This window comes from Photorhabdus sp. RM71S (genome assembly GCF_042879355.1).
In the GTDB taxonomy this organism is placed as follows: domain Bacteria; phylum Pseudomonadota; class Gammaproteobacteria; order Enterobacterales; family Enterobacteriaceae; genus Photorhabdus; species Photorhabdus kayaii.
Window position 1 is genome coordinate 110,401 of record NZ_JBHFKV010000006.1, and the last position, 22,928, is coordinate 133,328.

Annotated in this window: 19 protein-coding genes and 3 pseudogenes; 11 read left to right on the forward strand and 11 right to left on the reverse strand. The window is 43.9% G+C overall.

All coding sequences use genetic code 11. The features are described from left to right. The first annotated feature begins 22 nt into the window (after positions 1 to 22). The 3 genes from ACGF5R_RS05495 (at position 23) to ACGF5R_RS05505 (ending at position 2,399) form a co-directional block, all read left to right on the forward strand. On the forward strand, positions 23 to 1,375 hold the full coding sequence (locus tag ACGF5R_RS05495; RefSeq protein ID WP_387690023.1) for a hypothetical protein: 1,353 nt from the start codon (positions 23 to 25) through the stop codon (positions 1,373 to 1,375). Positions 1,376 to 1,506: 131 nt separating this feature from the next. After that, a complete protein-coding gene (locus ACGF5R_RS05500; protein ID WP_036846182.1) occupies positions 1,507 to 1,998 on the forward strand; it encodes a CaiF/GrlA family transcriptional regulator in 492 nt (163 codons plus the stop codon). A 35-nt stretch (positions 1,999 to 2,033) separates the two neighbouring features. Next, positions 2,034 to 2,399: a hypothetical protein gene (locus tag ACGF5R_RS05505; protein WP_387690025.1), complete on the forward strand. Its 366-nt coding sequence runs from the start codon at positions 2,034 to 2,036 to the stop codon at positions 2,397 to 2,399. 27 nt (positions 2,400 to 2,426) lie between these two features. On the opposite strand, the gene spoT is transcribed toward ACGF5R_RS05505, so the two are convergent. From spoT to gmk, 3 genes are read right to left on the reverse strand one after another with little or no spacing between them, the layout of a single operon-like run. Further along, entirely contained in the window at positions 2,427 to 4,544 is a 2,118-nt protein-coding gene (spoT, locus tag ACGF5R_RS05510; RefSeq protein WP_036846176.1) for a bifunctional GTP diphosphokinase/guanosine-3',5'-bis pyrophosphate 3'-pyrophosphohydrolase, read from the reverse strand. A gap of 17 nt (positions 4,545 to 4,561) precedes the next feature. Further along, positions 4,562 to 4,837 (reverse strand): DNA-directed RNA polymerase subunit omega, encoded by a 276-nt coding sequence (gene rpoZ / locus ACGF5R_RS05515; protein WP_011144672.1) that lies wholly within the window; start codon positions 4,835 to 4,837, stop codon positions 4,562 to 4,564. A gap of 54 nt (positions 4,838 to 4,891) precedes the next feature. Then, complete coding sequence (gene gmk, locus ACGF5R_RS05520) at positions 4,892 to 5,515, reverse strand: guanylate kinase (protein WP_112878899.1); 624 nt, start codon at positions 5,513 to 5,515, stop codon at positions 4,892 to 4,894. 278 nt (positions 5,516 to 5,793) lie between these two features. Here gmk and ACGF5R_RS05525 point away from each other — a divergent pair, with 278 nt between their 5' ends. The 3 genes and pseudogenes from ACGF5R_RS05525 to ACGF5R_RS05535 all read left to right on the forward strand — a co-directional run. Continuing rightward, positions 5,794 to 5,976 (forward strand): type II toxin-antitoxin system HicA family toxin, encoded by a 183-nt coding sequence (locus tag ACGF5R_RS05525; protein WP_036778383.1) that lies wholly within the window; start codon positions 5,794 to 5,796, stop codon positions 5,974 to 5,976. Positions 5,977 to 5,993: 17 nt separating this feature from the next. Further along, positions 5,994 to 6,422, forward strand: coding sequence for a hypothetical protein (locus tag ACGF5R_RS05530; RefSeq protein ID WP_112878898.1), 429 nt, complete (start codon positions 5,994 to 5,996; stop codon positions 6,420 to 6,422). Between the two features lie 140 nt (positions 6,423 to 6,562). Continuing rightward, positions 6,563 to 6,724 (forward strand): annotated as a pseudogene (locus ACGF5R_RS05535) (zinc ribbon domain-containing protein); the annotation flags it as partial. Between the two features lie 78 nt (positions 6,725 to 6,802). Here the strand turns inward: ACGF5R_RS05535 and ACGF5R_RS05540 are convergent. From ACGF5R_RS05540 to ACGF5R_RS05555, 4 genes are all read right to left on the reverse strand, one after another. Further along, the gene (locus ACGF5R_RS05540; protein ID WP_387690027.1) at positions 6,803 to 7,963 is read right to left on the reverse strand and encodes an RCC1 domain-containing protein; all 1,161 of its coding nucleotides are present in this window, start codon (positions 7,961 to 7,963) and stop codon (positions 6,803 to 6,805) included. A 236-nt stretch (positions 7,964 to 8,199) separates the two neighbouring features. Further along, positions 8,200 to 9,570, reverse strand: a complete 1,371-nt coding sequence (locus tag ACGF5R_RS05545; protein ID WP_387690029.1) for a hypothetical protein — start codon at positions 9,568 to 9,570, stop codon at positions 8,200 to 8,202. Between the two features lie 604 nt (positions 9,571 to 10,174). Then, positions 10,175 to 10,864 (reverse strand): hypothetical protein, encoded by a 690-nt coding sequence (locus ACGF5R_RS05550; protein ID WP_112878895.1) that lies wholly within the window; start codon positions 10,862 to 10,864, stop codon positions 10,175 to 10,177. Positions 10,865 to 11,402: 538 nt separating this feature from the next. After that, positions 11,403 to 12,296, reverse strand: a complete 894-nt coding sequence (locus tag ACGF5R_RS05555) for a hypothetical protein (RefSeq protein WP_240000842.1) — start codon at positions 12,294 to 12,296, stop codon at positions 11,403 to 11,405. Between the two features lie 1,126 nt (positions 12,297 to 13,422). Between ACGF5R_RS05555 and ACGF5R_RS05560 the strand changes: the two are divergent. Further along, positions 13,423 to 13,545 (forward strand): annotated as a pseudogene (locus ACGF5R_RS05560) (RNA-guided endonuclease TnpB family protein); the annotation flags it as partial. 499 nt (positions 13,546 to 14,044) lie between these two features. Here ACGF5R_RS05560 and ACGF5R_RS05565 read toward each other — a convergent pair. Next, on the reverse strand, positions 14,045 to 14,704 hold the full coding sequence (locus ACGF5R_RS05565; RefSeq protein ID WP_387690031.1) for a hypothetical protein: 660 nt from the start codon (positions 14,702 to 14,704) through the stop codon (positions 14,045 to 14,047). A gap of 797 nt (positions 14,705 to 15,501) precedes the next feature. Next, positions 15,502 to 15,711: pseudogene (locus ACGF5R_RS05570) on the reverse strand (helix-turn-helix domain-containing protein); the annotation flags it as partial. Positions 15,712 to 15,746: 35 nt separating this feature from the next. On the opposite strand from ACGF5R_RS05570, the gene ACGF5R_RS05575 reads away from it, so the two are divergent. Together ACGF5R_RS05575 and ligB are read left to right on the forward strand one after the other, a co-directional pair. Continuing rightward, the gene (locus tag ACGF5R_RS05575; RefSeq protein WP_387690033.1) at positions 15,747 to 15,980 is read left to right on the forward strand and encodes a hypothetical protein; all 234 of its coding nucleotides are present in this window, start codon (positions 15,747 to 15,749) and stop codon (positions 15,978 to 15,980) included. Between the two features lie 246 nt (positions 15,981 to 16,226). Beyond that, positions 16,227 to 17,969, forward strand: coding sequence for an NAD-dependent DNA ligase LigB (gene ligB / locus ACGF5R_RS05580; protein WP_036846157.1), 1,743 nt, complete (start codon positions 16,227 to 16,229; stop codon positions 17,967 to 17,969). On the opposite strand, the gene ACGF5R_RS05585 is transcribed toward ligB, so the two are convergent. Then, positions 17,963 to 18,580, reverse strand: coding sequence for a trimeric intracellular cation channel family protein (locus tag ACGF5R_RS05585; protein WP_112878612.1), 618 nt, complete (start codon positions 18,578 to 18,580; stop codon positions 17,963 to 17,965). The genes ligB and ACGF5R_RS05585 overlap by 7 nt on opposite strands. Positions 18,581 to 18,713: 133 nt before the next feature. Between ACGF5R_RS05585 and ACGF5R_RS05590 the strand changes: the two genes are divergently transcribed. Continuing rightward, positions 18,714 to 20,003, forward strand: a complete 1,290-nt coding sequence (locus tag ACGF5R_RS05590) for a DUF3748 domain-containing protein (RefSeq protein WP_387690036.1) — start codon at positions 18,714 to 18,716, stop codon at positions 20,001 to 20,003. Between the two features lie 62 nt (positions 20,004 to 20,065). Here ACGF5R_RS05590 and ACGF5R_RS05595 read toward each other — a convergent pair whose 3' ends face one another. After that, positions 20,066 to 20,386 (reverse strand): YceK/YidQ family lipoprotein, encoded by a 321-nt coding sequence (locus tag ACGF5R_RS05595; protein WP_112878610.1) that lies wholly within the window; start codon positions 20,384 to 20,386, stop codon positions 20,066 to 20,068. Positions 20,387 to 20,959: 573 nt separating this feature from the next. On the opposite strand from ACGF5R_RS05595, the gene ACGF5R_RS05600 reads away from it, so the two are divergent. After that, positions 20,960 to 22,618 (forward strand): putative transporter, encoded by a 1,659-nt coding sequence (locus tag ACGF5R_RS05600; RefSeq protein WP_387690038.1) that lies wholly within the window; start codon positions 20,960 to 20,962, stop codon positions 22,616 to 22,618. Positions 22,619 to 22,928 lie beyond the last annotated feature (310 nt).

Consider the following 22,928-nt stretch of genomic DNA (forward strand, 5'->3'; position numbering starts at 1 on the left):
TCGGGATGGGGTGTATCAACGAATGAAAATTTCTAACAGGACAACTGGGAAGTTACTCCCGGTTGGGCAGCCGATGAAGACGAATAAGACATTTATTAACAAGATAAAACAGGATATGAGTTGGATGGTGGTTCATTGTCGCTGGTGGCCGATGCCGATATGGGTGGGGATGATATGCCTATCCGTGGGTATCTTTTCTTCTCCCACACTGTTCGCCGCGTCGACAATAAATTGGAATGCTGATCGCGCCATTGAAGCTCTGGGGCCTGCTCGAAAGGTAAAGTGGAGTGACGGAATAATCACTTATCCGGCAACGGGTAAAGCGACCTTAAAAGATGTGTTTCCAACACTGTCTATGAAGTGGGGTAGTAGTAAAACGTTGGATCAGGTCAAGTTCCAGATCAAAGCAGGGCACGGGGAAATTTTTAAAGTCCCGAGAGTGGTTTCAGGCAGTTACGAATGCTCAATTGAAGCCAAATTTACAAATGGTCGTCCAGGAGTAGCCATTGTACACCTTACGGTGAGCCTTAATAAGCCATATCCAGATGCAAATTATTCTGAACTATCAACGCTCAAGGCGAGAACTACTGGTAATCAGGATGATGAAAGTGTAGCAAAGGCAAAACTAAGTGACCTTTCTTTTAATGTGTCTTGTCAAGGGGTAGATTTTTCATGGGAGCGAAAGGCCGATGAAAAAGTTGAATTCGAAACCCAGAATGTTAATGCACCTGTGGGTATTTTAATTGATGGAGGGGATTTTATGTGGTGGTCTAGACCAATTCTTCCGACTATCAAAGACCCTGTAACAGTGATGTCCCCTCCGGCTTGTATTTTTGAAAGTGAGTCTAGTAATAATTTTGATTTCGGAGAGATTCGCCGGGAGCCGTCGGACGCGATATTCCCAATAGAGTTACACCGGAAAACGGTAGGTATATATGATCTATTGATAAGTGTTGCATGCAATACACCCAATGAGGAAGATACAGGCGTAGCCATTGTGAATTTTTCTACCGAGCATCTAGGTGTTGATGGTAAAAGTATAGTGATGGACACTAAGGCGGAGGGGACTAAGGACTTCGGTAACGCGTTGGAGATAAAACTGTTGCCGCGAGTTCTAGGCATACAGACTAAGCTTGTAGGCGGCAACCAGATTGGTCAGCCAGTAACATTTGGTTCTGCAGCTGACCCTAAAAGTGTGCTGGTTTTTACTGTAGATGCTAAGTCAGCCGTGAAAAAAACTAAAAATAATGTAGTGTATTATTCTCATCATTCTCTCAACAGGTTTTTTGTGCAGCTTTGGCAAACGAAGGCGATAGACCCCAAGCTTTCTGGTGAGTTCAAAACGTCTATGACGGCAACTCTAGTCGTGAAATAACGCTGCGCTGGCAAGGTATTTAAATATGGCATGGTGGCTTAGCCGCCATAGGTACTTCGTCTCAATAAATCACACTATTTCATTTCTCATGTGGTAACAAATTGACCAGTTAGTCACCAGTGGAGAGTAAAATGACAACCAATGTTAATGATTCAATGCTGCTTCAGATAAGCGGCAGCCAGACCGATTTGCCTGGAGGTCAGACTATTACCGGCAAACAAAGTAATCATGGGGATTTTCGGCTGCCAGCCTGTTTGTCTCATTTGAAAGATACACCGTTGTACATGGCAGTCGCGTATTGGGGATTATTGAAGGGGCGCGGATTTACCAAAAGTGAAATCAGCCAGGTGTTCCGAGTGACAGAACGCCGGGCAACAGATGTGATGAATTATATCTACAATGAGCGACGTGATGTGATCGCCTGTGAAAAAGTCTTCTTTCGTGAGAAACAGGGAAGTCGTCGCCTGATGCTGATTGTTACGGCAGTCGTTGAACCTATGCCCCAGAAGGGTCAGGCGGCGGTAACGAAAACGGTGAAGTCGACGCGCTCCCGGACATCATCACAAGCTAATCACATGCGTACTTGGTTTTTGCAGCGGGCTTGTGGTCCGTTTATCTCCTGAGTTGTATCACTCATGTGGTTATCTGGCGGGACATGATGGAAGACGGGTTTTTATCGGTTCTGTGTGTGATGCCTTATGGGGGGCTGATAAGTCGGATGGTACTGGCTATCGGGATCATATTGTTGGCCGTCTGTGGGTTTTTATTGGGCAACAAAATTCGCTACTCGCGGTATCCCCGTATGCTGTTAGCGTATTGGTGCCGAACATGGATCTTACCACTGTTATTTATCGCTATCGGGCTGGTATTGATGTTTGGTGTAGGTGGGGAGGGTTGGTTAGACCGCATACTGGATGAGGTTGATTCAGTATTGATTGGTTTGTTCTTTGATAACCAGGATGATATGCCGCCAGCCCCATATCCGGCGACGTCATCGCCGGTAGATAGCGCTGCTGGCTGTTGACCTGCTGATTTGCACGGGCTATCCGGTTTAGTTTCTGTTACGACTGACTCGCATCACATCCGGCATGATCCGGATTTTGCGCATAATATTCGCTAACTGAATACGGTCTTTAGTCGTGAGCCGGATAAAAGCACAGTAAACCCGGCCGTCTTTCTCTTCGGTATTCATACTCTGAATATTGGAATTGGCTGCATTAATGGCGGCGGTTAGATTTGCCAGCGCCCCTTGATGGTTAAACATGTCCACTTTTATTTCGGCGGTGAAATCGTTATTGATCTCTTGATCCCACTCGACGGCCATAAATTTTTCGGGTTCTTTCTGATAACCACGGATATTACGGCAAGACTCATGGTGGATAACCAACCCTTTGCCGGGGCTGATATGGGCGATGATAGGGTCACCGGGGATGGGTCGGCAACATTTGGCAAAAGTAATCAGCACACCGTCAGCGCCTTTGATGGGTAATTTACGGGCGCCATTGTTGTGATAGGTATTGGTGGTATTTTCTGGCGGCGCGCCTAGCAAATTACGGGCGACGACGATACTCATGGTATTGCCAAGCCCGATTTCAGCCAGCAGATCGTCTATTGTCGAGAGTTTCATTCTCGTCAATTCTTTATTGATACTTTCCGGCGGAATATCAACCAGTTTCTTCCCACTACCCAACGCGTGATTTAACAGACGGCGGCCTAGCCCAATGGAGTCTTCTCGTTTAAGGTTTTTTAGCAACTGACGAATTTTAGCGCGGGCTTTTGAACTGACGACAAAGTTCAGCCAGGCCGCATTTGGGCGAGCGCCCGGCGCAGTAATGATCTCAACCGTTTGACCGCTGGTAAGCGGTTGAGATAATGGGTACGGTTGGCGATCAACTCGCGAGCCAACACAGGCGTGACCAATATCGGTGTGTACGGCATAAGCAAAATCGACCGGGGTGGCACCGGCAGGTAATTCCACAATGCGCCCTTTCGGGGTAAAAACGTAAATCTCATCAGGAAACAGATCAGATTTAACGCTTTCGATAAATTCAAAAGAGCTACCGGCACTTTGCTGTAATTCCAGCAGACTTTGCATCCAGCGCTGAGCACGGACTTGTGCGGCTGTACCGGATTCACCCTGCTCTTTGTAAGCCCAGTGTGCTGCGACGCCCATTTCCGCCATTTGATCCATATCCTCGGTGCGGATTTGGACCTCAACTGGCACGCCGTGAGGGCCAATCAGGGAAGTATGCAAGGATTGATAGCCGTTAGCTTTAGGGATGGCAATGTAGTCTTTGACTCTGCCCGGACGGGGTTTATATAGGCTGTGCATCCGCCCCAAAACCCGATAACAGATATCAACATTGTTAACGATGACCCGAAAAGCATAGATATCCATAATTGAATGAAAACGTTGCTCTTTGAGGTGCATTTTCCGATAGATAGAATAGAGATGTTTTTCCCTACCGCTGACTTTGCACTCGATATTTGCTTCAGCCAGCCTGCCTGCGATTTCAGACAAAATTTTCTGGATCATCTCCTTACGGTTACCTCGGGCCGCTTTTACCACTTCTTTGATAACCCGGTAGCGGTTAGGGTGAAGGGCTTCAAACCCTAGCTCTTCTAACTCCGTTTTCAGATGATGGATACCCAAACGATGGGCTAAGGGACTGTAGATCTCTAACGTTTCCCGGGCGATACGGCGGCGCTTATCTGGGCGTAACGCGCCGAGCGTGCGCATATTGTGGGTACGGTCTGCCAGTTTGATCAAAATGACGCGGATATCCTGCACCATTGCCATGACCATTTTGCGGAAATTTTCCGCTTGTGCCTCTTTTTTATCGCGGAAATTCAGCTTATCAAGTTTGGAAACCCCTTCGACTAACCCGGCAACCACAGGGCCGAAAGGCTGGGCGATATCCTGAAAGGTGGCGGGCGTGTCTTCAATAACATCATGCAACAAGGCGGCCATCAGCGTTTCATGGTCGAGACGCATCTCGGCCAAAATACAGGCAACTGCGACAGGATGAGTAATGTAAGGCTCACCGCTGGTACGGGTTTGCCCTTCATGGGCATCCCGCGCAACAGTGTAAGCCTGCTTGAGGAGCTCAATCTGAGCCCCGGGCAGGTATTTTTGGGCAAGCTGATTCAGGCTTTCGAACAGATACAAGGCAGACCTACCGTAGATTAACGACGACTTTCCGCGATAGCGGAAACCGCCTGCATTTCTGCGGCTTCCTGCTCTTGTTGTTCCTGGCGTTCACGCACGTCCAGAATTTTACCGTTGATCAGGCCCTCTTCCACTTCACGCAGAGCGATAACCGTGACTTTATCGTTCTCTTCAGCAACCAGAGGATCTTTACCACCTGTTTGCAGTTGACGTGCTCGACGAGCGGCGACCAACACCAGGTCAAAACGGTTACCAATTTTTTCTACAGCGTCTTGAACAGTTACGCGTGCCATATGTGTGCGACTCCACAGGTAAAGAAATGACTGGGCATCATACTGAAACTTGGTTCAGTCTGCCAATAATTTGCTGATTAAAGCATCATGCCGTTGTGCCTGGCGCTCCCGATGCAGGCGTTCTGAACGGATGATGGTGTGCAGATCGGCCAATGCAGTATTGAAATCATCATTAACGATTAAATAATCATACTCGTTATAGTGAACCATTTCTGCAACGGCTTGATCCATGCGTTTTTCAATAATATCTTCACTATCCTGCCCTCGACCGCGCAGACGGCGACAGAGCTCTTCTTTTGACGGCGGCAGGATAAAAATGCTGCGGGCAAAGGGCATTTGTTTGCGGATCTGCTGCGCTCCTTGCCAATCGATATCAAGAAAAACATCAACGCCACTGGCAAGGGTGTCTTCAATCACTTTTCGGGATGTGCCGTAATAATTACCGAAAACACGGGCGTGTTCCAGAAATTCATGGTTACTGATCATCTGACGAAAGACTTCTTCCGTGACAAAGAAATAGTGCTCACCCTGATTTTCACCGGGACGCATTGCACGTGTGGTATGGGAAACAGAAACCTGAGTATCATACAGAGGTTGAGTCTTTAACAAAGCCTGAATCAGGCTTGATTTACCCGCTCCGCTTGGCGCGGAGACAATATATAACGTGCCTTGGATCATGGTGGTATCTTGGTTGATTGGATAATAATTAAATAAGGCAGAATAAAATTCTTATAACAGTATACACGTACCCATTCACACATGTCGCGTTGCCGATGCATTTCCGCCGAAATTTTCTTAAGGGAAAAATTGCCAATGGATATTTTGTATCGCCAAGGGGTTGACTTCTTTAGTTAAAATTTTGCTCTATGTATTATCACAACTGTTGTTGAATGAAACAAAAATGTTGTATTTGCTGTTTTATGTGTCATCATCGCTTGGTCGAAAAGGAGGCATGGATGAAATACAGTGAGTTCCGCCGATGGCTAATTTCTCAAGGAGTTTTAATTGAGAAGGCTAGAGGTGGAGGAAGCCACCGCAAGGTATCCATAAACGGTAAATCGTCGGTTTTCCCCGATCATGGTTCCAAAGAAATTCCGGAACCATTGAGAAAGAAAATAATGAAGGATCTGGGGCTTTAAATTTCAAGGGAGGTACTATGTTTAATTATCCCATAAAGCTGGAATATGACGAAGAAACGGGAAGTTATGTGGCTAGTTGTCGAGATCTTCCCTTATTCAACTCGGTAGGTGACTCAGTGGATGAAGCGCTTCTCGAATCTATTGATGGGTTGATTACGGCTATTTCTATAGAAATAGGCGAACGTCGGCCTATACCTGAAGCATCAGTGTTGGAGGAAGGTGAATACGTCGTCAGTCTTCCTATTCTCGTCGTAATGAAAGTGGCATTGCATAATGCAATGATAGAAACAGGAACACGCAAAGCAGATCTTGCGCGTCGGTTGGGGCAAAAGGGGCCACAGATTGATAGGCTTCTTGATGTTGAACATTCATCAAAGGTTGAAATAGTTGAACTGGCTTTGCATCAGTTAAATAGAAAGCTGGATATAGCAGTTCATACTGCATGACATCATTAATTTAAGAAGCACTATAATATCCGACGCATTGAGATGAAAAAGCGCGTTATTTTGAGTGTTTTTACTGTCTTAAAAGGGCAGCGCTAACCGCGGCAAGGCCCGATTACGTCTGGCGGCAGTCCATGAGCGGGCGGATCTGGCAATGCCCTTTCTGTCGAGTCGAACATGACCGCGATATCAATGCGGCGATCAACATCCAGCGCAAGGGCATAACAGCATTACAGGCGGCGGGACTCGTCGTTTCTGCCCACGGAGGCCAGCGTAAATCCGTCATAAAGACGGTTGCGGCCTGAGAAGTGGGAAGCCTCGCCGTTTTTTACGGCGGGGAGCAGTCACCGGGTTACAATGAAAGAGTATGGCTTAATCGGCAATTAATCGTATTCACCATGTGCTTTAATATCCCCGCCTCCCCAGCCAACTCGTTTGCCATTTGTTCGCAAAGCCGTAAAGGCGCGCCCCGATGAGTCTAAGCTGACAATATCCTGCAATTTAGCGATTTCGGGCGGAATAAACCCACCGGTACTTGGCTTCCCCCAGGCAACGACACTACGGTCCGCCCGCAGGGCCGCGAAAGCAGAATTTGTTGCACTCAGGCCGACGATATCGTTCAGTTGAGCAATATCGAGTGGGAGTATGCCACCATTATCTAGATCTCCCCAGGCAACGACACTACGGTTTGCCCGTAAGGCCGAGAAAGCAGAATTTGTCGAACTTAGGCTGACAATATCATTCAGCCGAGCAATTTCTGATGGGACATTTTTCCTATCACTCCTTCCCCAGGCAACAACGCTGCGGTTTGCCCGTAGGGCAGCGAAAGCATCATCATTTGCACTTAAACTGACAATATCATTCAGCTGAGCAATTTTTGATGGGACATAATTGCTATAACCCTCTCCCCAGGCAACAACGCTGCGGTTTGCCCGTAGGGCAGCGAAAGCATTATCATTTATACTTAAACTGACAATATCATTCAGCTGAGCAATTCTTGATGGGATACCCTCTCCCCAGGCAACAACGCTGCGGTTTGCCCGTAGGGCAACGAAAGTATTATCATTTGTACTTAAACTGACAATATCATTCAGCTGAGCAATTTCTAATGGGACATAACTGGTATAACTACTGGTCCAAGAAACAACGCTGCGGTCGGCTCGCAAGGCGGCGAAACTATCATATGTTGAACTTAAACTGACAATATCGTTCAGTTGAGCAATTTCAGGTGGGATTTTGCCACCGTAGCCCGCATTCCCCCAAGCAACGACGCTGCGGTCGGCTCGCAGGGCGGCGAAAGCAGCATATGTTGAACTTAAACTGACAATATCGCTCAGTTGAGCAATCTCAGGTGGGAGTTCGCCACCGTGGTCCGTATCCCCCCAGGCAACGATATGACCATTTTGTAATAATATGGCGGTTCCAGAGTTATTAGAGTCTATGACGCCATTGCTATCATAGCTGATAGCTTTTCTTCCAGATCGTTGTTTGATAAAAGTGTCTTTGGTCTCTGTGCTGAATGAGAACTCGTTATGTTGATTCATATTACTCTCCTGATAAGGCTGTATCGGATTTATTTGTAGGAATTCTGTGCCGCAAAACCTATTTCTTCCCCGTCAAACTGGGTTTCTGCTTAAAGGATGTAAGCACCTGTATTGCGGTATTCGATTTGCTGGCGGTCAACGCAGTGTGTTAACCCGTTCATAACAGGTGAAGAGATTATGAGGATTAACTCAATTTTCAGGCCAGCGTCTCTCCTGCTAAAAGACACATTTACTGATTAATCGTATTCACCATGTGCTTCGGCATCTCCTCCTCCCCAACCTGCCCTGCGGCCATCTGCTCGCAAGGCTGCAAATGCAGAGTTTGATGCGCTCAGGCTAACGATATCCTTCAACTTAGCAATTTCCGGTGGCACATAACCACCGCGACTTGGTTGTCCCCAGGCAACGACGCTGCCATCTGCCCGCAGAGCTGCGAAAGCACTACATGTTGCACTCAGGCTGACGATATCGTTCAGTTGAGCAATCTTAAGTGGTAATGTTCCACCCGTGTCGATATTTCCCCAGGCAACCACACTGCGGTTTTCCCGTAGGACTGCAAATGAGCCTGTAAATCGCGATAATGAACCTGTTGTTGAGTGTAGGCTGACGATATCTTTTAATGCGGCAATTTCGGGAGGTGGGATTAGACCACTGCCCATATCATCTTCCCAGGCAACGATGCTGCGGTCGGCTCGCAAGGCTGCAAAGGCATACGGTGTGGCACTTAAACTGACAATATCCTTTAATGCGGCAATTTCGGGTGGAACCACTATTCCCCCCCAGGAAACGACGCTGTGGTCTGCCCGTAGGGCTGCGACATAATCATAATTGGTAGTTATGCTAACGATATCTTGTAATTTGGCGATTTCTGGCGGGATAATTTCCACACCCCAAGAGACAACGCTGCCGTTCGCTCGTAGGGCCACGAAAGTATTATTTGTTGAGTGTAGGCTGACAATATCCTTTAATGCGGCAATTTCGGGTGGGGTTGGCAAAAAATCCAATCCCCAGGAGACGACGCTGCCATCTGCCCGTAAGGCGGCAAAAGATTGCTCTGTTGTGCTTAGGCTGATGATATTGTGTAGCGATAATCCACACATTCTTGGCAGAGCCGTGTTTAAAAAATCCACTGCTCCCCAAGAGACTATGCTGCCGTCCGCCCGCAGGCCCGTGAAAACATCTCTTATTGGAATTGAACTCACGCTGACAATATTCTTCATCTTATCCACTGATGCTGAGGGGAGTAGGCCATTGATGAATGGACCCCAGGTAGACACGCGGCCATCTGCCTGCAAGGCTGCAAATGCAGAGTGTGTTGCGCTTAGGCTGACGATACCTTGCGATTCGGCAAATTCGGCAATTGATGGCGGGACTTCCTGTGTATCATACCGGGTTTTTCCCCAAGTGATCACTCTGCCATTTTGCAATAACATGGCGGTTTTCAATTTAATAGAAATGTTATTTGCCGGTAACGAATCGTCTGCCAATTCAATAGAGATGATGGAGGTATTGCCACCAGAGTTACTTTCTCTTCCTGATTTTAGGTTTTGCTTGATAAAACGATCACCGGTAGCCATGTTTGATGAGAGATGGTCATTTTGGTTCATATTGGCTCTCCTAAATAAGGTTAATATTGGGTTTGCTTTTACCTATAAGATAAAATCGGTTTATCGCGAGTTAAGCTAGATTTATATTGCTACTGGATAACATTACCTGTTATTTGAATAAAAAGATAATAGAAAAACACGATCAGTTTATAATTTTGTGGATGTATTCCAGTAAAGAAAATATCACATAAATTGAGGTGTTATACGAATGAAAGTATTGAAAGAATAACATGAAAAGGTAAACGGATAATATGATTGAACGTGAATGATGTGACTCAGAAGAGTTAAACACGACGTAATGATATTAAATGGTTAGTGTAAATATTAACAGTTACAGTAATTGGTTATTTACTTCTCATTTGAAGTGAGAAGTTATCGCTTTTTTAATTTTTATTGGAAAATCAGTATAATAACTTGAATTGAATATTGTGATATTTCAGATTGATAAAAAACAAGGTGAATGATAACTCAGTATATTATCCGTATTCATTGGATATTCAACCGGGGATTGTTCCCCGGTTGTCGGGTTAAAGATTTTCATTGTGTTGCTATCACTTCATCCCAGATAAATGACCTTTACTCTTAGTTTCTGCTGGTTATTATTTTATTCATTGGGTAAAAGGATGGCAGGATCTTTAAAATTGGGATTTAAATCAACGGGTGCAGACCAGAGCACAAGGCTATAGATCACATTTTGGCTATCTTGGCTGTCTTGCATTATAATTAACGGCACCCCATTTTCCCAGTTATTTTCGAATTGAACTTGCTCTTCAGGTTTTCGCTGCCATGAAAAACCCGTTCCTTCGCAAGATACTTCGTAACACAGATCGAGTAGCTTAGACTCCATTACGTTACTGTCCCCTTTGAACCATTGGGGCTCATTATTTTCAACGATTGCATCCGTATAAAGTGTTATGGTGGCCTCTCCTGGCAGGCCATCTTTGCGGGAGGCTATTATCTTACAAGTGTACTTTCCTGTAACAACATGTGGAACAATGAAGATTCGGTTTTTCGTTTTAATCCAGAACATCATATCTTTTAACACTGCGGTATCAGGTAAACGTGTCCCTGGAAAATCGAAATGTGGATCACCTTTAGGAAAGACTAAGGTACTCGTCCCACTTTCCGGATAACGAACCAATTTATCGTTATTCTCTTTCCCATATATCTTCGGGTTTCCGAGAGCTAAAATGGCTTTTTCAGGAACCCAGTCTATGATTTGAGGATTACTCGTGATTTGAGGTCGACTAGGTTGTTTATACTCATGAGCATAATATTCTTTAGAAGTTTTCATTTATTGCTGTAATCCCCTCCCGGTTAAATTATATCGACCTTTCAGAGATTCTCCTTTTTCCGATTATTATTTTCTGTATCCGGGTACCCGTGCAAGCTGTCATTACACGTTACCTCATTGGATTTTAGCTCTTACTGCCGTCAGTTTTTACTGGCGGTATTTCTATCGATAAGGTAAAACCTACTCTTGTGAGTTAAGCCAGATTTATATTGTCGCTGAATAACATTACCTGTTATTTGCATAGAAAGATAGTAGAAAAAAGTGATTGGTTGATAATCTGGCGGATGTATTCCGGTAAAGAAAATATCACATACATTGAGATGTCATACGAATGAAAGTATTGAAAGAGTAACGCGAACGAGTAAATAAATAATAGGGTTAAGCGTGAATGAGGCAGGTCTGGAGGAATTAATGTTCGAATGGTAATATTTAAATGGTTTACGTAAAAACTGACCGTTAATGGAAACGGGTTATCTATTTCCAATGTACTTCGAGTGCTCAACCGGGGATGACTCCCCGGTTGTTCTATTAACGATTTTTATTTATTGCGGCTATCTGCCCTTCTCACCCCGGATAGATTATCTGGGTTATCACAGGGATCTGGCTTCGCTAGGTTAGCACTGCCCGTACTATCCGTACTAGTAGATCTCTGGATGGCTGGGTCTTTAAACCTATTATTCGGATTGTTGTCTGGTGGTGTCCAGAAAGCAACATTATGAATCCAATTGCAGGTGTCTTGCATTTCAATTGAGGGTACCCCGTTTTCCCACTTACTTTCCAATTCAAATTTCTCTTCGGGTTTACGCTCCCATGAAAATCCGGTCCCTAGGCAGTTTACTGTGTAAGTCAGGTCGTTCACGTTAGATTCCATAACATTTTTGTCTCCCTTGAACCAGTAGATGTCTGGATTGACAACGATAGCATCCGTATAGAGGGTCACTGTGGCTTTCCCTGGAGATCTATCTTTACGTTTGGCAACCATCTTACAGGTATACTTACCTGTAACCACATGTGGCACCTTGAAGAGTCTGTATTGTGCTCTAACCCAGAACATGCCGTCTTTTAGCATCATCTCTTTTCCTATCGGTTTTGGAAAATTATGATCTATTACTGTCGGAAAGACATTCAATAAGGTACTGGTACCCACTTCTGGGTAACGAATTGGCTTACCGTTGTTGTCTTTCCCATTTATCACCGGATTCCCGAGAGCTTTGATTGCCCAACTTGGGTTCCAATTGGGTGTAGCAGCGGCAAATACCGAGGTGGAAAAGAGCGCCCCTACAGACACGCACATCATCCATACCGGCCACTGGCGGTAATGTGCCGTTATCCGGCCAATATCCTGCTTCATTCTGTTGATGAATGTGTTACCCGCATTCATGGGATATTCAGATGGGGATAGCTCCCCAGTTGTTACGTGAGAAATTTTCATTTATTGCTGTAATCCCGTCCCGGTCAAATGACATCGACCTTTCAGAGATTCCCCTTTTTCCGGTTATTATTTTCTGCATCGGGTACCCGTGCAGGTCGTTACTACACGTTATCTGTCTTAATGACAGGTTTTGTTCAATTAGCCTCTGGACTCCGGCTCTTATTCACCTCCTGTTTATCGGAGGAAACCCAAGTCAAATACCACTTTGCACTGACTGTCCGCATGACCTTATGTTGCTTTCCGAGCCTTTATACCCGTCATCTTTCAAGTTGCCTCTTTGTTGGCTGCACTCACTCACCCTGGTCACATAGTTATCTATGCTCCCGGGGATTCGCTCCCTTGCCGCCGCGATGCATCTTGAAATCCATAGGGTATAGGTATATTTGCCTACCATTTTCTGCTATTACTATCGCCGCTAGATTTATTAGCAATTGCTGGCTGATACACATGGGATAATTCAATATGACTATTGTTTATTGAGTTGAGGCCGGAATGGAAAACTATCTCGGCCAATGTAACCTTGGGTATTTGTATCCCAAAAACTCAGAGGGTAGCGTGTAGAATAGCGATGTGCTGCTAAATCTACTGTTGTGTCAGTCTTTAGTATATTTTTAGTGGTTCATACTAAAAAATACTTAATAGGGCAATTAATCGTATTCACCGTATGCTTTAGTATCCTCGTCATTTCTGCCTCCCCAAGCGACTACACTACGGTCTGCTCGTAGGGCTGTGAAAGCAAAACTTGTTGAGTTTAGGCAGACAATATCCTTCATATTGCTCTCCTAATTAAGGTTATATTGGATTTACCTTTTACCCACAGGGGAACCTATGCCATAAAACCTATCCCTTGCGGGTTAAACTGAATTTCTACTGACATGAATAATATTAGACATTATTTAAGTAAAAATCTAATAGAAAAAAGTTATCGGCTGATAACCTTAGGTTAATGCTACACCTGATTGTTGGTAGTGGTTTTTAGATTATTTTCTACAGATAGATCACAAGAGTGGTAATAATGAGATTTAGGCAGAGGAATTTAGCGGGGATATACATCTTTATGACTATTATTACGTGAACGAGTAACTTAATTTGGTAATAACAGAGGGCAGGTAAGCTAATATTTCAAATTAATGAGACGCTGAAATCGGCTAATATAATGAAGGATCACCAGCTTGCCCGCGTTATCGGGGATGCGGGCTGGAATAGCTTCCTCATGAAACTGGAATACAAAGCCGCAGCGGCGGGACTCGTCGTTTCTGCCCATGGAGGCCAGCTAAATCCGTCATAAAGACGGTGGCGGCCTGAGAAGTGAGAAGCCTCACCGTTTTTTACGGCGGGGAGCAGTCACTGATTGACAATCAGCATTATTTCCCAAGGTGATCACACCACCATTTTGCAATATATAGCAATTGAAATAAAAATATTGTAAGAGTGGCATGAATAAGTAAGTCGATAATATGGATAAGTGTGAATGAGGCAAGTCAGGAGGAATTAATTTCCGAATAGTGATATTTAAATGATTTATGTAAAAACTGACCGTTACGGAAACGGATTATCTATTTTAATATATTTCATATTAATAAGAAACAGGGTAAATGATAGCTCAGTATATTTATCCGTATTCATTGAGTGCTCAACCGGGGATGACTCCCCGGTTGTTCTGTTAAAGATTTTTATTTATTGCTGCTACCTGCCTTCTCATTCCGGATAGGTTATCTGAGTTATTACAGGGATCTGGCTTCTCCAGGTTAGCTATTAGGCCTCAGGATGGCTGGGTCTTTAAACTGACCATTTGGATTGTTGTTTGGTGGCGTCCAGAAAGCAACATCATAAATCCAATCGCAAGTGTCTTGCATTTTAATTGACAGTACCGCGTTTTCCCACTTACTTTCCCACTCAAATTTCTCTTCGGGTTTACGCTCCCATGAAAATCCGGTCCCTCGGCAGCTTGCTGTGTAAATCAGGTCGTTCACGCTAGATTCCATAACGTTTTTGTCTCCCTTGAACCTGTAGAGTATATAATTTACAACGGTAGCATCCATCTTGAGGATTACTGTGGCTTTCCCTGGACGTCCATCTTTACGTTTGGCAACCATCTGACAGATATACTTACCTGTGACCACACGTGGGATCTTGAAGATGCTGTTTTGTGCATTTATCCAGAACTTGCCTTGTTCCAGCGTCATATCGTCTACTCTCGGCTTTGGAAAATTATGATCTATTACTGTCGGAAAGACATTCAATAAGGTACTGGTACCTACTTCTGGGTAACGAATTGGCTTACCCCTGTTGTCTTTCCCATATATCACCGGATGCCCGAGAGCTTTGATTGCCCACGTTGGGTTCCAAGGGGGTGTAGCAGGATTAGGTTGATAATACTCTGATGGGGATAGTTCCCCGGTTGCCATATTAAAAATTTTCATTCTCTGTGATAACCCTGTCCCGGCCAGATTGTATTGGCCTTTTAAGGGCCCTCCTTTTTCAGATGATTATTCTCTGCATCGGGTCACCCGTGCAGGTCGTTATTACACGGTTTCGTTCATGTAAGAGTATTGCTGGAACTCATGTTTGAGGAGAAATCGTCTTGATTCATATTACTCTCCTAACTTAAGGTTATATCGGATTTACCTTTACCTACAGGGAACCTATGCCATAAAATCTATCCCTTGCGGGTTAAGCTGAATTTCTATTGCTACGAAGACATAAATAAGATTAGCAATTATTTTTAAAAAAAGATAATAGGAAATAGTTATCGGCTGATAACCTCAGGTTAATGTTAAATCTGATTGTTGGTAGTGGTTTTTAGGTTGTTTTTCACAGATAAATTACAAGAGTGATAATAATGAGATTTAGGCAGAGAAATTTAGTGAGGATATACATCTTTATGACTATGACTATTACTATTACTATGTGAACGAATAACTTAATTTAGTAATAATTAATAGGAAGGCAGGAAATAAGGCGTTATTAAGTTTTTGTCGTAATACCCGTTCTATGTGGTTTTTAATATTTATTTCCCAAGCTGCTTGGTTAAATTGTTGTTTTTTAATCTTTATTTGAAAGTCGATTTTGGTGATAACCGAGGGCGGGTAAGTTGGTATTTTAAATTAATACATGACAGGCTGAGTTATTATCTTTGTTTCAGCCATTGGTTAATGGTTTACAATAACAAAACAATACTTAATAGATTGATTAACTGTTTGGATTAAGTTGTTTTGAAGCTAAAACGTAGTTCACAATTACACGCTTTGGCGTAGTTCAATAGTGTTTTAAATGTTGGGCTTCCATTTCCTTTTTCAAGCCTGGAGATATTCGCTTCTTTCGTTCCCATACGCTGTGCAACTTGATTTTGCGTTAAACCAGCAGCGTGCCGTATTCGTAATAGAGTATTAATTAGCTCGAATTTTGGCTCTAGCGCATCATACTCAGCTTTTACATTTGGGTTAGCTAATGCTTTGGATTTTAGCGGCGCAAGAGCGCACTTTTATGGCTATCTTTGATGCTCAACTGGCAAATGACGATGGTTCAGAGGCGCGTGCTCACCTCAATGCGGGTGAACCAATTTATTATGCAGAGTTTGACACTCCAGCAGGAATGGTTATTAAGGAATACCCAGGTGGCCGTAGGGAACTGGTTAGTTTTATGAGTGGTACAGAGCAGGTAGTTGAGGTTCTGGAAGCATGATGCATCGGCCTCAGCTCTGCACAGAAATTAAAAAAATCGTAATTGATAAATAACAAGCAATCATAGAGGTTAACATTGTATTTCGAATTGCTGAGGGTTATCTGGTAGTTGAATAGAGATAATTCGTTATTTGGGGATTTTAGGCATTTATTCTTCGAACCGCTTCGCAAAGTTATTATCTCTGCCTTGGACACTATCTCTTTATCCTCTATTTTGCCGTTATGCATGGATAGCCAGGGAGCACGGATGCTTAATTTATTGATATTGATTCTGTTCATTGTTTTCAGTTCACCGATAGTTGCGGCTGAAATTTTTGTTTCGAATACAGAAAAGAATTGCCCCGAATGGTCGCAGGACAAATTACAACGTGAAACTAAAAGCTTGATGCAACAGATGGCTCACTGGGATCAGCTCTATCGTCAGAAAGGGATCAGCGAGATCGATGATGAGGTTTATGATCAATTAATGGCGGAGCTGACTCATTGGCAATTCTGTCTGAAACAAGCACCCCATTCAGATTTTCCTGTGGAAGTTTTTCCCGATAATAAGCTTGTTCATCCGGTTGCTCATACCGGATTAAGTAAACTGAAAGACGAGCAGGAAATTAACCGATGGTTGCACGGTAGATTACCTGTCTGGTTACAGCCAAAGATTGATGGTGTAGCGGTAACATTGGTTTATCAGAACGGGAAACTCGTTTCATTAATCAGCCGGGGCAATGGTGCCGAAGGGGTAAATTGGACAGCAAAAAGCCGACATATTCCCGATATTCCGCAGAATATAGAAAATGCTCCACCTGATTTGGTATTGCAAGGAGAACTCTTTCTGCATAAAGAGGGGCATAGACAGCAATTATTGGGGAGTGATGGCGCTCGTAATCGGGTTGCGGGTTTGATGATGCGTAAGGACCATTCGTCAGAATTAAAGCAAGTCGGTGTATTTATCTGGAGTTGGCCGGATGGCCCTGCGGAGATGGAAAGTAAATTGCGCAAACTGGCAGATATGGGGTTTCCATTGGCGCTTCGCTACAGTCATAAAATAGAGGAACCAGAGCAGGTGCAGAAACTGCGGATGCACTATTTTGAACAACCCATGCCTTTTGCTACAGACGGTATCGTGCTGAAACAGGAAATTGAACCTAAAGGAAACCAGTGGCGGTCTGGATCTAACAGTTGGGCTGTGGCATGGAAACACCCTTTACGCCATCAGGTCACACAAGTCAGGGAAGTTAATTTTACTATTGGCAGAACGGGCAAAATCTCAGTGGTGCTTGGGCTGGATAAGGTGAAACTGGATGATCGGCAGATAAGTAGAGTCAATATTGGTTCTGTTCGTCGTTGGCGACAGTTGGATGTATTACCGGGGGATCGGGTGACGCTTACATTGGCAGGTCATGGTATCCCGAAATTAGCTCAGGTGGTATGGCGGATCAAAGAGCGTCAGGATATTCAGCCACCGGATAAGCAGCGTTATCATGCGCTGAGTTGTTTGACGTTAACGGTGGGTTGTGAACAACAATTTAATGCACGACTGAAATGGCTGGGTGAAAATCTGCAAATGACAGGTGTCAGTAGCGGCAGTTGGGCAATGTTGACCGAACAGAAGTTAGTCACTGATTTAACCGGTTGGTTAGCACTTTCAGTTCAACAAATTGCTGCCTTACCGGGAATTGGAGATAAACGAGCACAGGCTATTTATTCACAATTCAGCAAGGCAAAAAATCAGCCTTTTTCCTATTGGATGAAAGGGATTGGAGTGCCTTATATGGATAAGTTGCCTGACGATGTTGTTCACTGGCTGCAACTGGAGCAGAAATTAGCCGGAACACAGTTAAAACAGCAACTTACTACCGGGCAATTTAAAAAGTTGTCTGATTTTGTCAATGACACGCAGATTAAAGCAATCGCGGAAAAACTGTCAGTGGCAAGGATAACAGGTTTTGACCGGGAAAACGGGGTGGTGGTTAACCCCGCTGATATGGCTCAGTGATCGGAGTGTTCGTAATTAAAGACCGGTAATCCAAGACGGTAGCGAATAGCAACCAATCTTGCTGTCAGACCGGCGATCAGGGTAATCAGAACAATGCCGTTTTGCGGTAACGGTGTGTGCTGTAAGCCAATATATAACCAGGCGGCGGTAAAGGAGACACCCGCATAGATCTCTTTCTGGAAAACCAACGGAATGGTGTTACACAACATATCGCGTAACACGCCACCGAAAACACCGGTGATAACTGCCGCAATGGAAGCAATGATTGGGCCATAGTTCATATCCAACGCAATCTGTGCGCCAATAATGGAGAAGACAATCAAGCCAATGGCATCAAGGATCAGAAACAGGCGGCGTAAATGTTTCATCATCGGCGCAACCCAAGTGGTGATTACGGCGGCACAGGCAACGGTGACGATATATTCAGGGTGCTTAACCCAACCGAGGGGATAATGCCCTAGTAGTATATCTCGAACGGAGCCACCGCCAATCGCCGTTACGGAAGCAATAATAATCACGCCGAACATATCCATTTTACGGCGGCCGGCGGCTAAAGCCCCGGTCATCGCTTCAGCTGTAATACCAATGATATAAAGAACACTTAGTAACATAGAAATGAAATGTACGTAGCATAAAAAAGTAAGAGTAATGTCGAAGTGGTAAAGTCTCGACTGAAATTTTTTAGTTCCATCCATTTCGGATTAATATTATTTATCCGAAAAAACCTGATGCAAGGATAATAAAATGGCCTTTCAGGAACGGCAAATCACGTTAGATAACCGTAGCTACCAGCTTACTAATATTAATGTCTGGACACCAGACAGTCAGTGGTTAGTTTATGATGTGCGTCCTCATGGTGCTTCTTTTACTGGTTTAACGATAGAAAAAATTCATGTACAGAGTGGAAAAACAGACATTATCTATCAGGCAAAGGAGGGCGCTCATGTTGGCGTAGTGACAGTCAGCCCAACAGAACCTGTCCGATATGCGTTTATTCATGGGCCAGAATTCCCAGATGAGCAATGGCACTATGACTTTCATCACCGTCGGGGCGTAATTGTCAGTGAGGATTCTCCGGGAAAAGCGGTTACGCTGGATGCAATGGATATTACTGCCCCTTATACTCCGGGAGCGCTGCGTGGAGGCAGTCACGTTCATGTATTCAGCCCAGATGGTAGCCGCCTGAGCTTTACTTATAACGACCATGTTATGCATGAGCTTGATCCAGTGCTGGATTTGCGCAATATCGCTGTTGCTGTGCCCCTGAAACCAGTTGAACCACCTAAACACCATCCCCGTGAATATGATGGTAGCTATTTCTCCGTTGTGGTTAGTACTACTGCTTTTCAGCCGGAGCCGGGCAGTGATGATATTAACCGCGCCTATGAAGAATGTTGGGTAGGTCAAGCAGGATATCGTAAAGCGGATGGTAATTGGCAGCGTTGGGCGTTGGCATTTATTGGCGATACCATTTCTGCAACAGGGGAAAAAGTACCGGAAGTTTATATCGTTGATCTACCTGAACAGGACGCTGATTATGCGGTAGCAGGGGGAAAACCGCTGGAAGGTACGGAAACAACGTTACCCGCGCCGCCTGCCAGTGTAATGCAGCGTCGTTTGACATTGACCAGCCACAAACGTTGGCCGGGAGTTGTGAATAACCCGCGTCACTGGTTGCGTGCTTCACCGAATGGTGAACAGATTGGTTTTCTGATGAAAGATGATAATGGTATTGTGCAATTGTGGACAATATCGCCAAATGGTGGAGAGCCTCGTCAAATAACGCAGAGTTACTGTGGTATTCAATCTGCTTTTAGTTGGGAAGCTAGTGGTCAGTTTGTTGCTTTTATTTGTGATAACAGCGTGATGCTATGCAATGTACAAAATGGTCAGATGCAACGTTTGACGAAGCGTACAGAAAAAGCGCCTGCTGCGGAAGCGGTGGTGATTTCACCGGATAGTCATCATATTGCATTTATGCGTGAAGTCGATGGCTATATGCAAATTTTCCTGGTGGAAACCGGATTGAAATAAATATATTTGCCGTCAGCTCACTCTCCGCTGGTGGCAATAAATAAACCGGAACGGATTATCAATTAATTGGTTTTGGTTTGACGTTGTGCTTTTTCTATTTTTTCAATTCGCTCTTTTGGTGAACTTGTTGATTGATCTTCGTCAGATTTTATATAGTCATAAGGTAATAAGAGAGTATCTAATAGCGCAGAAAAAGGCAGATCAATCGCGAGTAATGGTTTCATTACCCAACCCGTATCTTTGTCTTTTAACATTTCAATGTTAGCTTTAGCTCCGGGATAATAACCGCGGCTAGGCCCTGAATGTGTCATGATGCTGGTACACCCGCTGATTAACAACCATCCTAATGTGACGCAAAATAGAATTAATTTATTACTCTTCATCGGTTCTATCGATCTCGTATGGCTAAGCCGCTGAAATAGTTTGCTCTTGCATAAGTTTGTTGGGTGATTTTTATTTTCCCAAATCTCTTAATGAAGAGCTTTGACATCAATCACTATAATCACGTCATGCAACATTGACCATAGCACTGATATCAAAAAGTCGTGAATTTTTTATGTAACAGGATTTTTTTCTGTTTTTTAATTAATAAAAAATAATGTAAGTCATCATAATGATTTGAATAGCTTATACCCGTTATCTTTCAAGTTGCCTCTTTGTTGGCTGCACTCACCCCGGTCACATCGTTCGCTATGCTCCCGGGGATTCGCTCCTTTGCCGTCGCGATGCATCTTGAAATCCATAGGGTATATAACTTAAATAATTTTAAGGCTAAAACGATTTGGCTTTTGTCTGTTAATAATAACGTTCTAATGAGTGTTGTGCTCCTTTGGGGGGTGATAAATCCTTATAATTTGTGTGATTAACCACATAACGGCTATTTAATTTCTGACAGAATCAGAGAGTAAACAGAACTAATCTCCCGGTTTTTTAACTTTTGGTAAAGGAAACGGGTTATGAGTGATATTGCTCTTACAGTGAGTATGTTGGCATTAGCTGCTGCATTTGGATTGTGGATTGGAAACTGGAAAATATATGAAGTTGGATTAGGTATTGGTGGTGTGCTGTTTGGTGGCATTATCGTCGGTCATTTTGCTCAAACTTATGAACTGACATTGAGCAGCGATATGCTGCATTTTATTCAGGAATTCGGTTTGATTCTGTTTGTTTACACTATTGGTATCCAAGTAGGGCCGGGTTTTTTCTCTTCATTACGACGATCGGGACTGAAACTGAATGGCCTGGCGGTATTCATTGTGATTATCGGTGGGTTGGTAACGGCGATTATTCATAAACTGTTTCATGTTCCTTTGCCAATTATTCTGGGTATTTTCTCTGGTGCGGTGACGAATACTCCCTCTCTCGGCGCCGGTCAACAAATTCTGACGGATCTTGGTTCAGATTCTGCCCTTGTCAGCCAAATGGGCATGGGATACGCAATGGCGTACCCAATGGGGATTTGCGGTATTTTACTGGTGATGTGGTTGGTACGGCTATTTTTCAAAGTGAATATTGAACGTGAAGCTAAAGAATTTGATAGCCAAAATGGTTGTAGTCGCGAAATTTTGCAAACCATGAATATTGCAGTTCGTAACCCAAACTTGAATGGGTTATGTATGCAGGATATTCCCCTACTTAACCGTGATAATGTGGTTTGTTCTCGCTTGAAACGTGACGATTTGCTTATGGTGCCTTCATCCACCACAGTGATTCAGAGTGGGGATCTCCTATATTTGGTGGGTCATCGGGAAGATTTGGATAAAGTTAGATTGGTGTTGGGTGAGGAAGTGGATATTTCTCTGTCTACATCAAGTAATACGTTGCAATCTGCCAAAGTGGTTGTGACTAATGACGCAGTGTTGAGTAAACGGATACGTGAACTGAATCTTAAGCAAAAATATGATGTGGTTGTTACCCGATTAAACCGTGCGGGAGTTGAATTGGTTGCCAGTAATAATGCTAGCTTACAGTTTGGTGATATTTTAAATATTGTTGGTCGCCCTGAATCTATTGAAGCGGTAGCTTCTCTGTTAGGCAATGCAAAACATAAACTCCAGCAAGTACAGATGTTGCCTGTATTTATCGGGATTGGTCTTGGGGTATTACTGGGATCAATTCCGTTGTTTATTCCGGGTTTCCCCGTTGCTTTGCGCCTTGGACTAGCAGGTGGACCATTGGTGATCGCTTTGATTTTGGGGCGAATAGGGACCATTGGTAAGCTATATTGGTTCATGCCTCCCAGTGCTAATCTTGCATTGCGTGAATTGGGTATTGTGATGTTTCTTGCTGTTGTTGGGCTGAAATCTGGTGGTGATTTTATTAACACTCTTATATATGGGGATGGTCTGATTTGGGTAGGTTATGGCGTTTTAATTACGATTATTCCGTTACTCACAGTCGGTATTCTGGCCCGTATAGTCGCTAAAATGAATTATCTTAGCTTATGTGGGGTACTTGCCGGGTCAATGACTGATCCCCCCGCGTTGGCTTTTGCTAATGCTATTCACAGTACTAATGGGGCTGCGGCGCTTTCTTATGCGACGGTTTATCCGCTGGCAATGTTTTTGAGGATTATGTCGCCACAATTATTGGCGGTGCTTTTTTGGGCTTTATAGTAAAAGACATAAATAATTTGGAAACTGAATAAGCAGTTTGGCATATCGGCTGAAAGTCTCATTAATGCGTAATGTACTCTTGCATTAGCCATCAGTAAACGCACAAAAACACGCCTATTCGAGGCATTGGATTTAGAAATTTCTGATTGAATAGAGGCTGCTTAAGGAGAGTGGGCAAACAAGGAGTGTTTCTTTCTCTTCTTTATGCACAAAGCATTCTACAAATTCTGAAAATAATTATGTAAAGTCCTCGTTATCATTTTGCTCCTGCATTTCCGGGCAGGAGCTTTTTTACTATATTGATTTAATT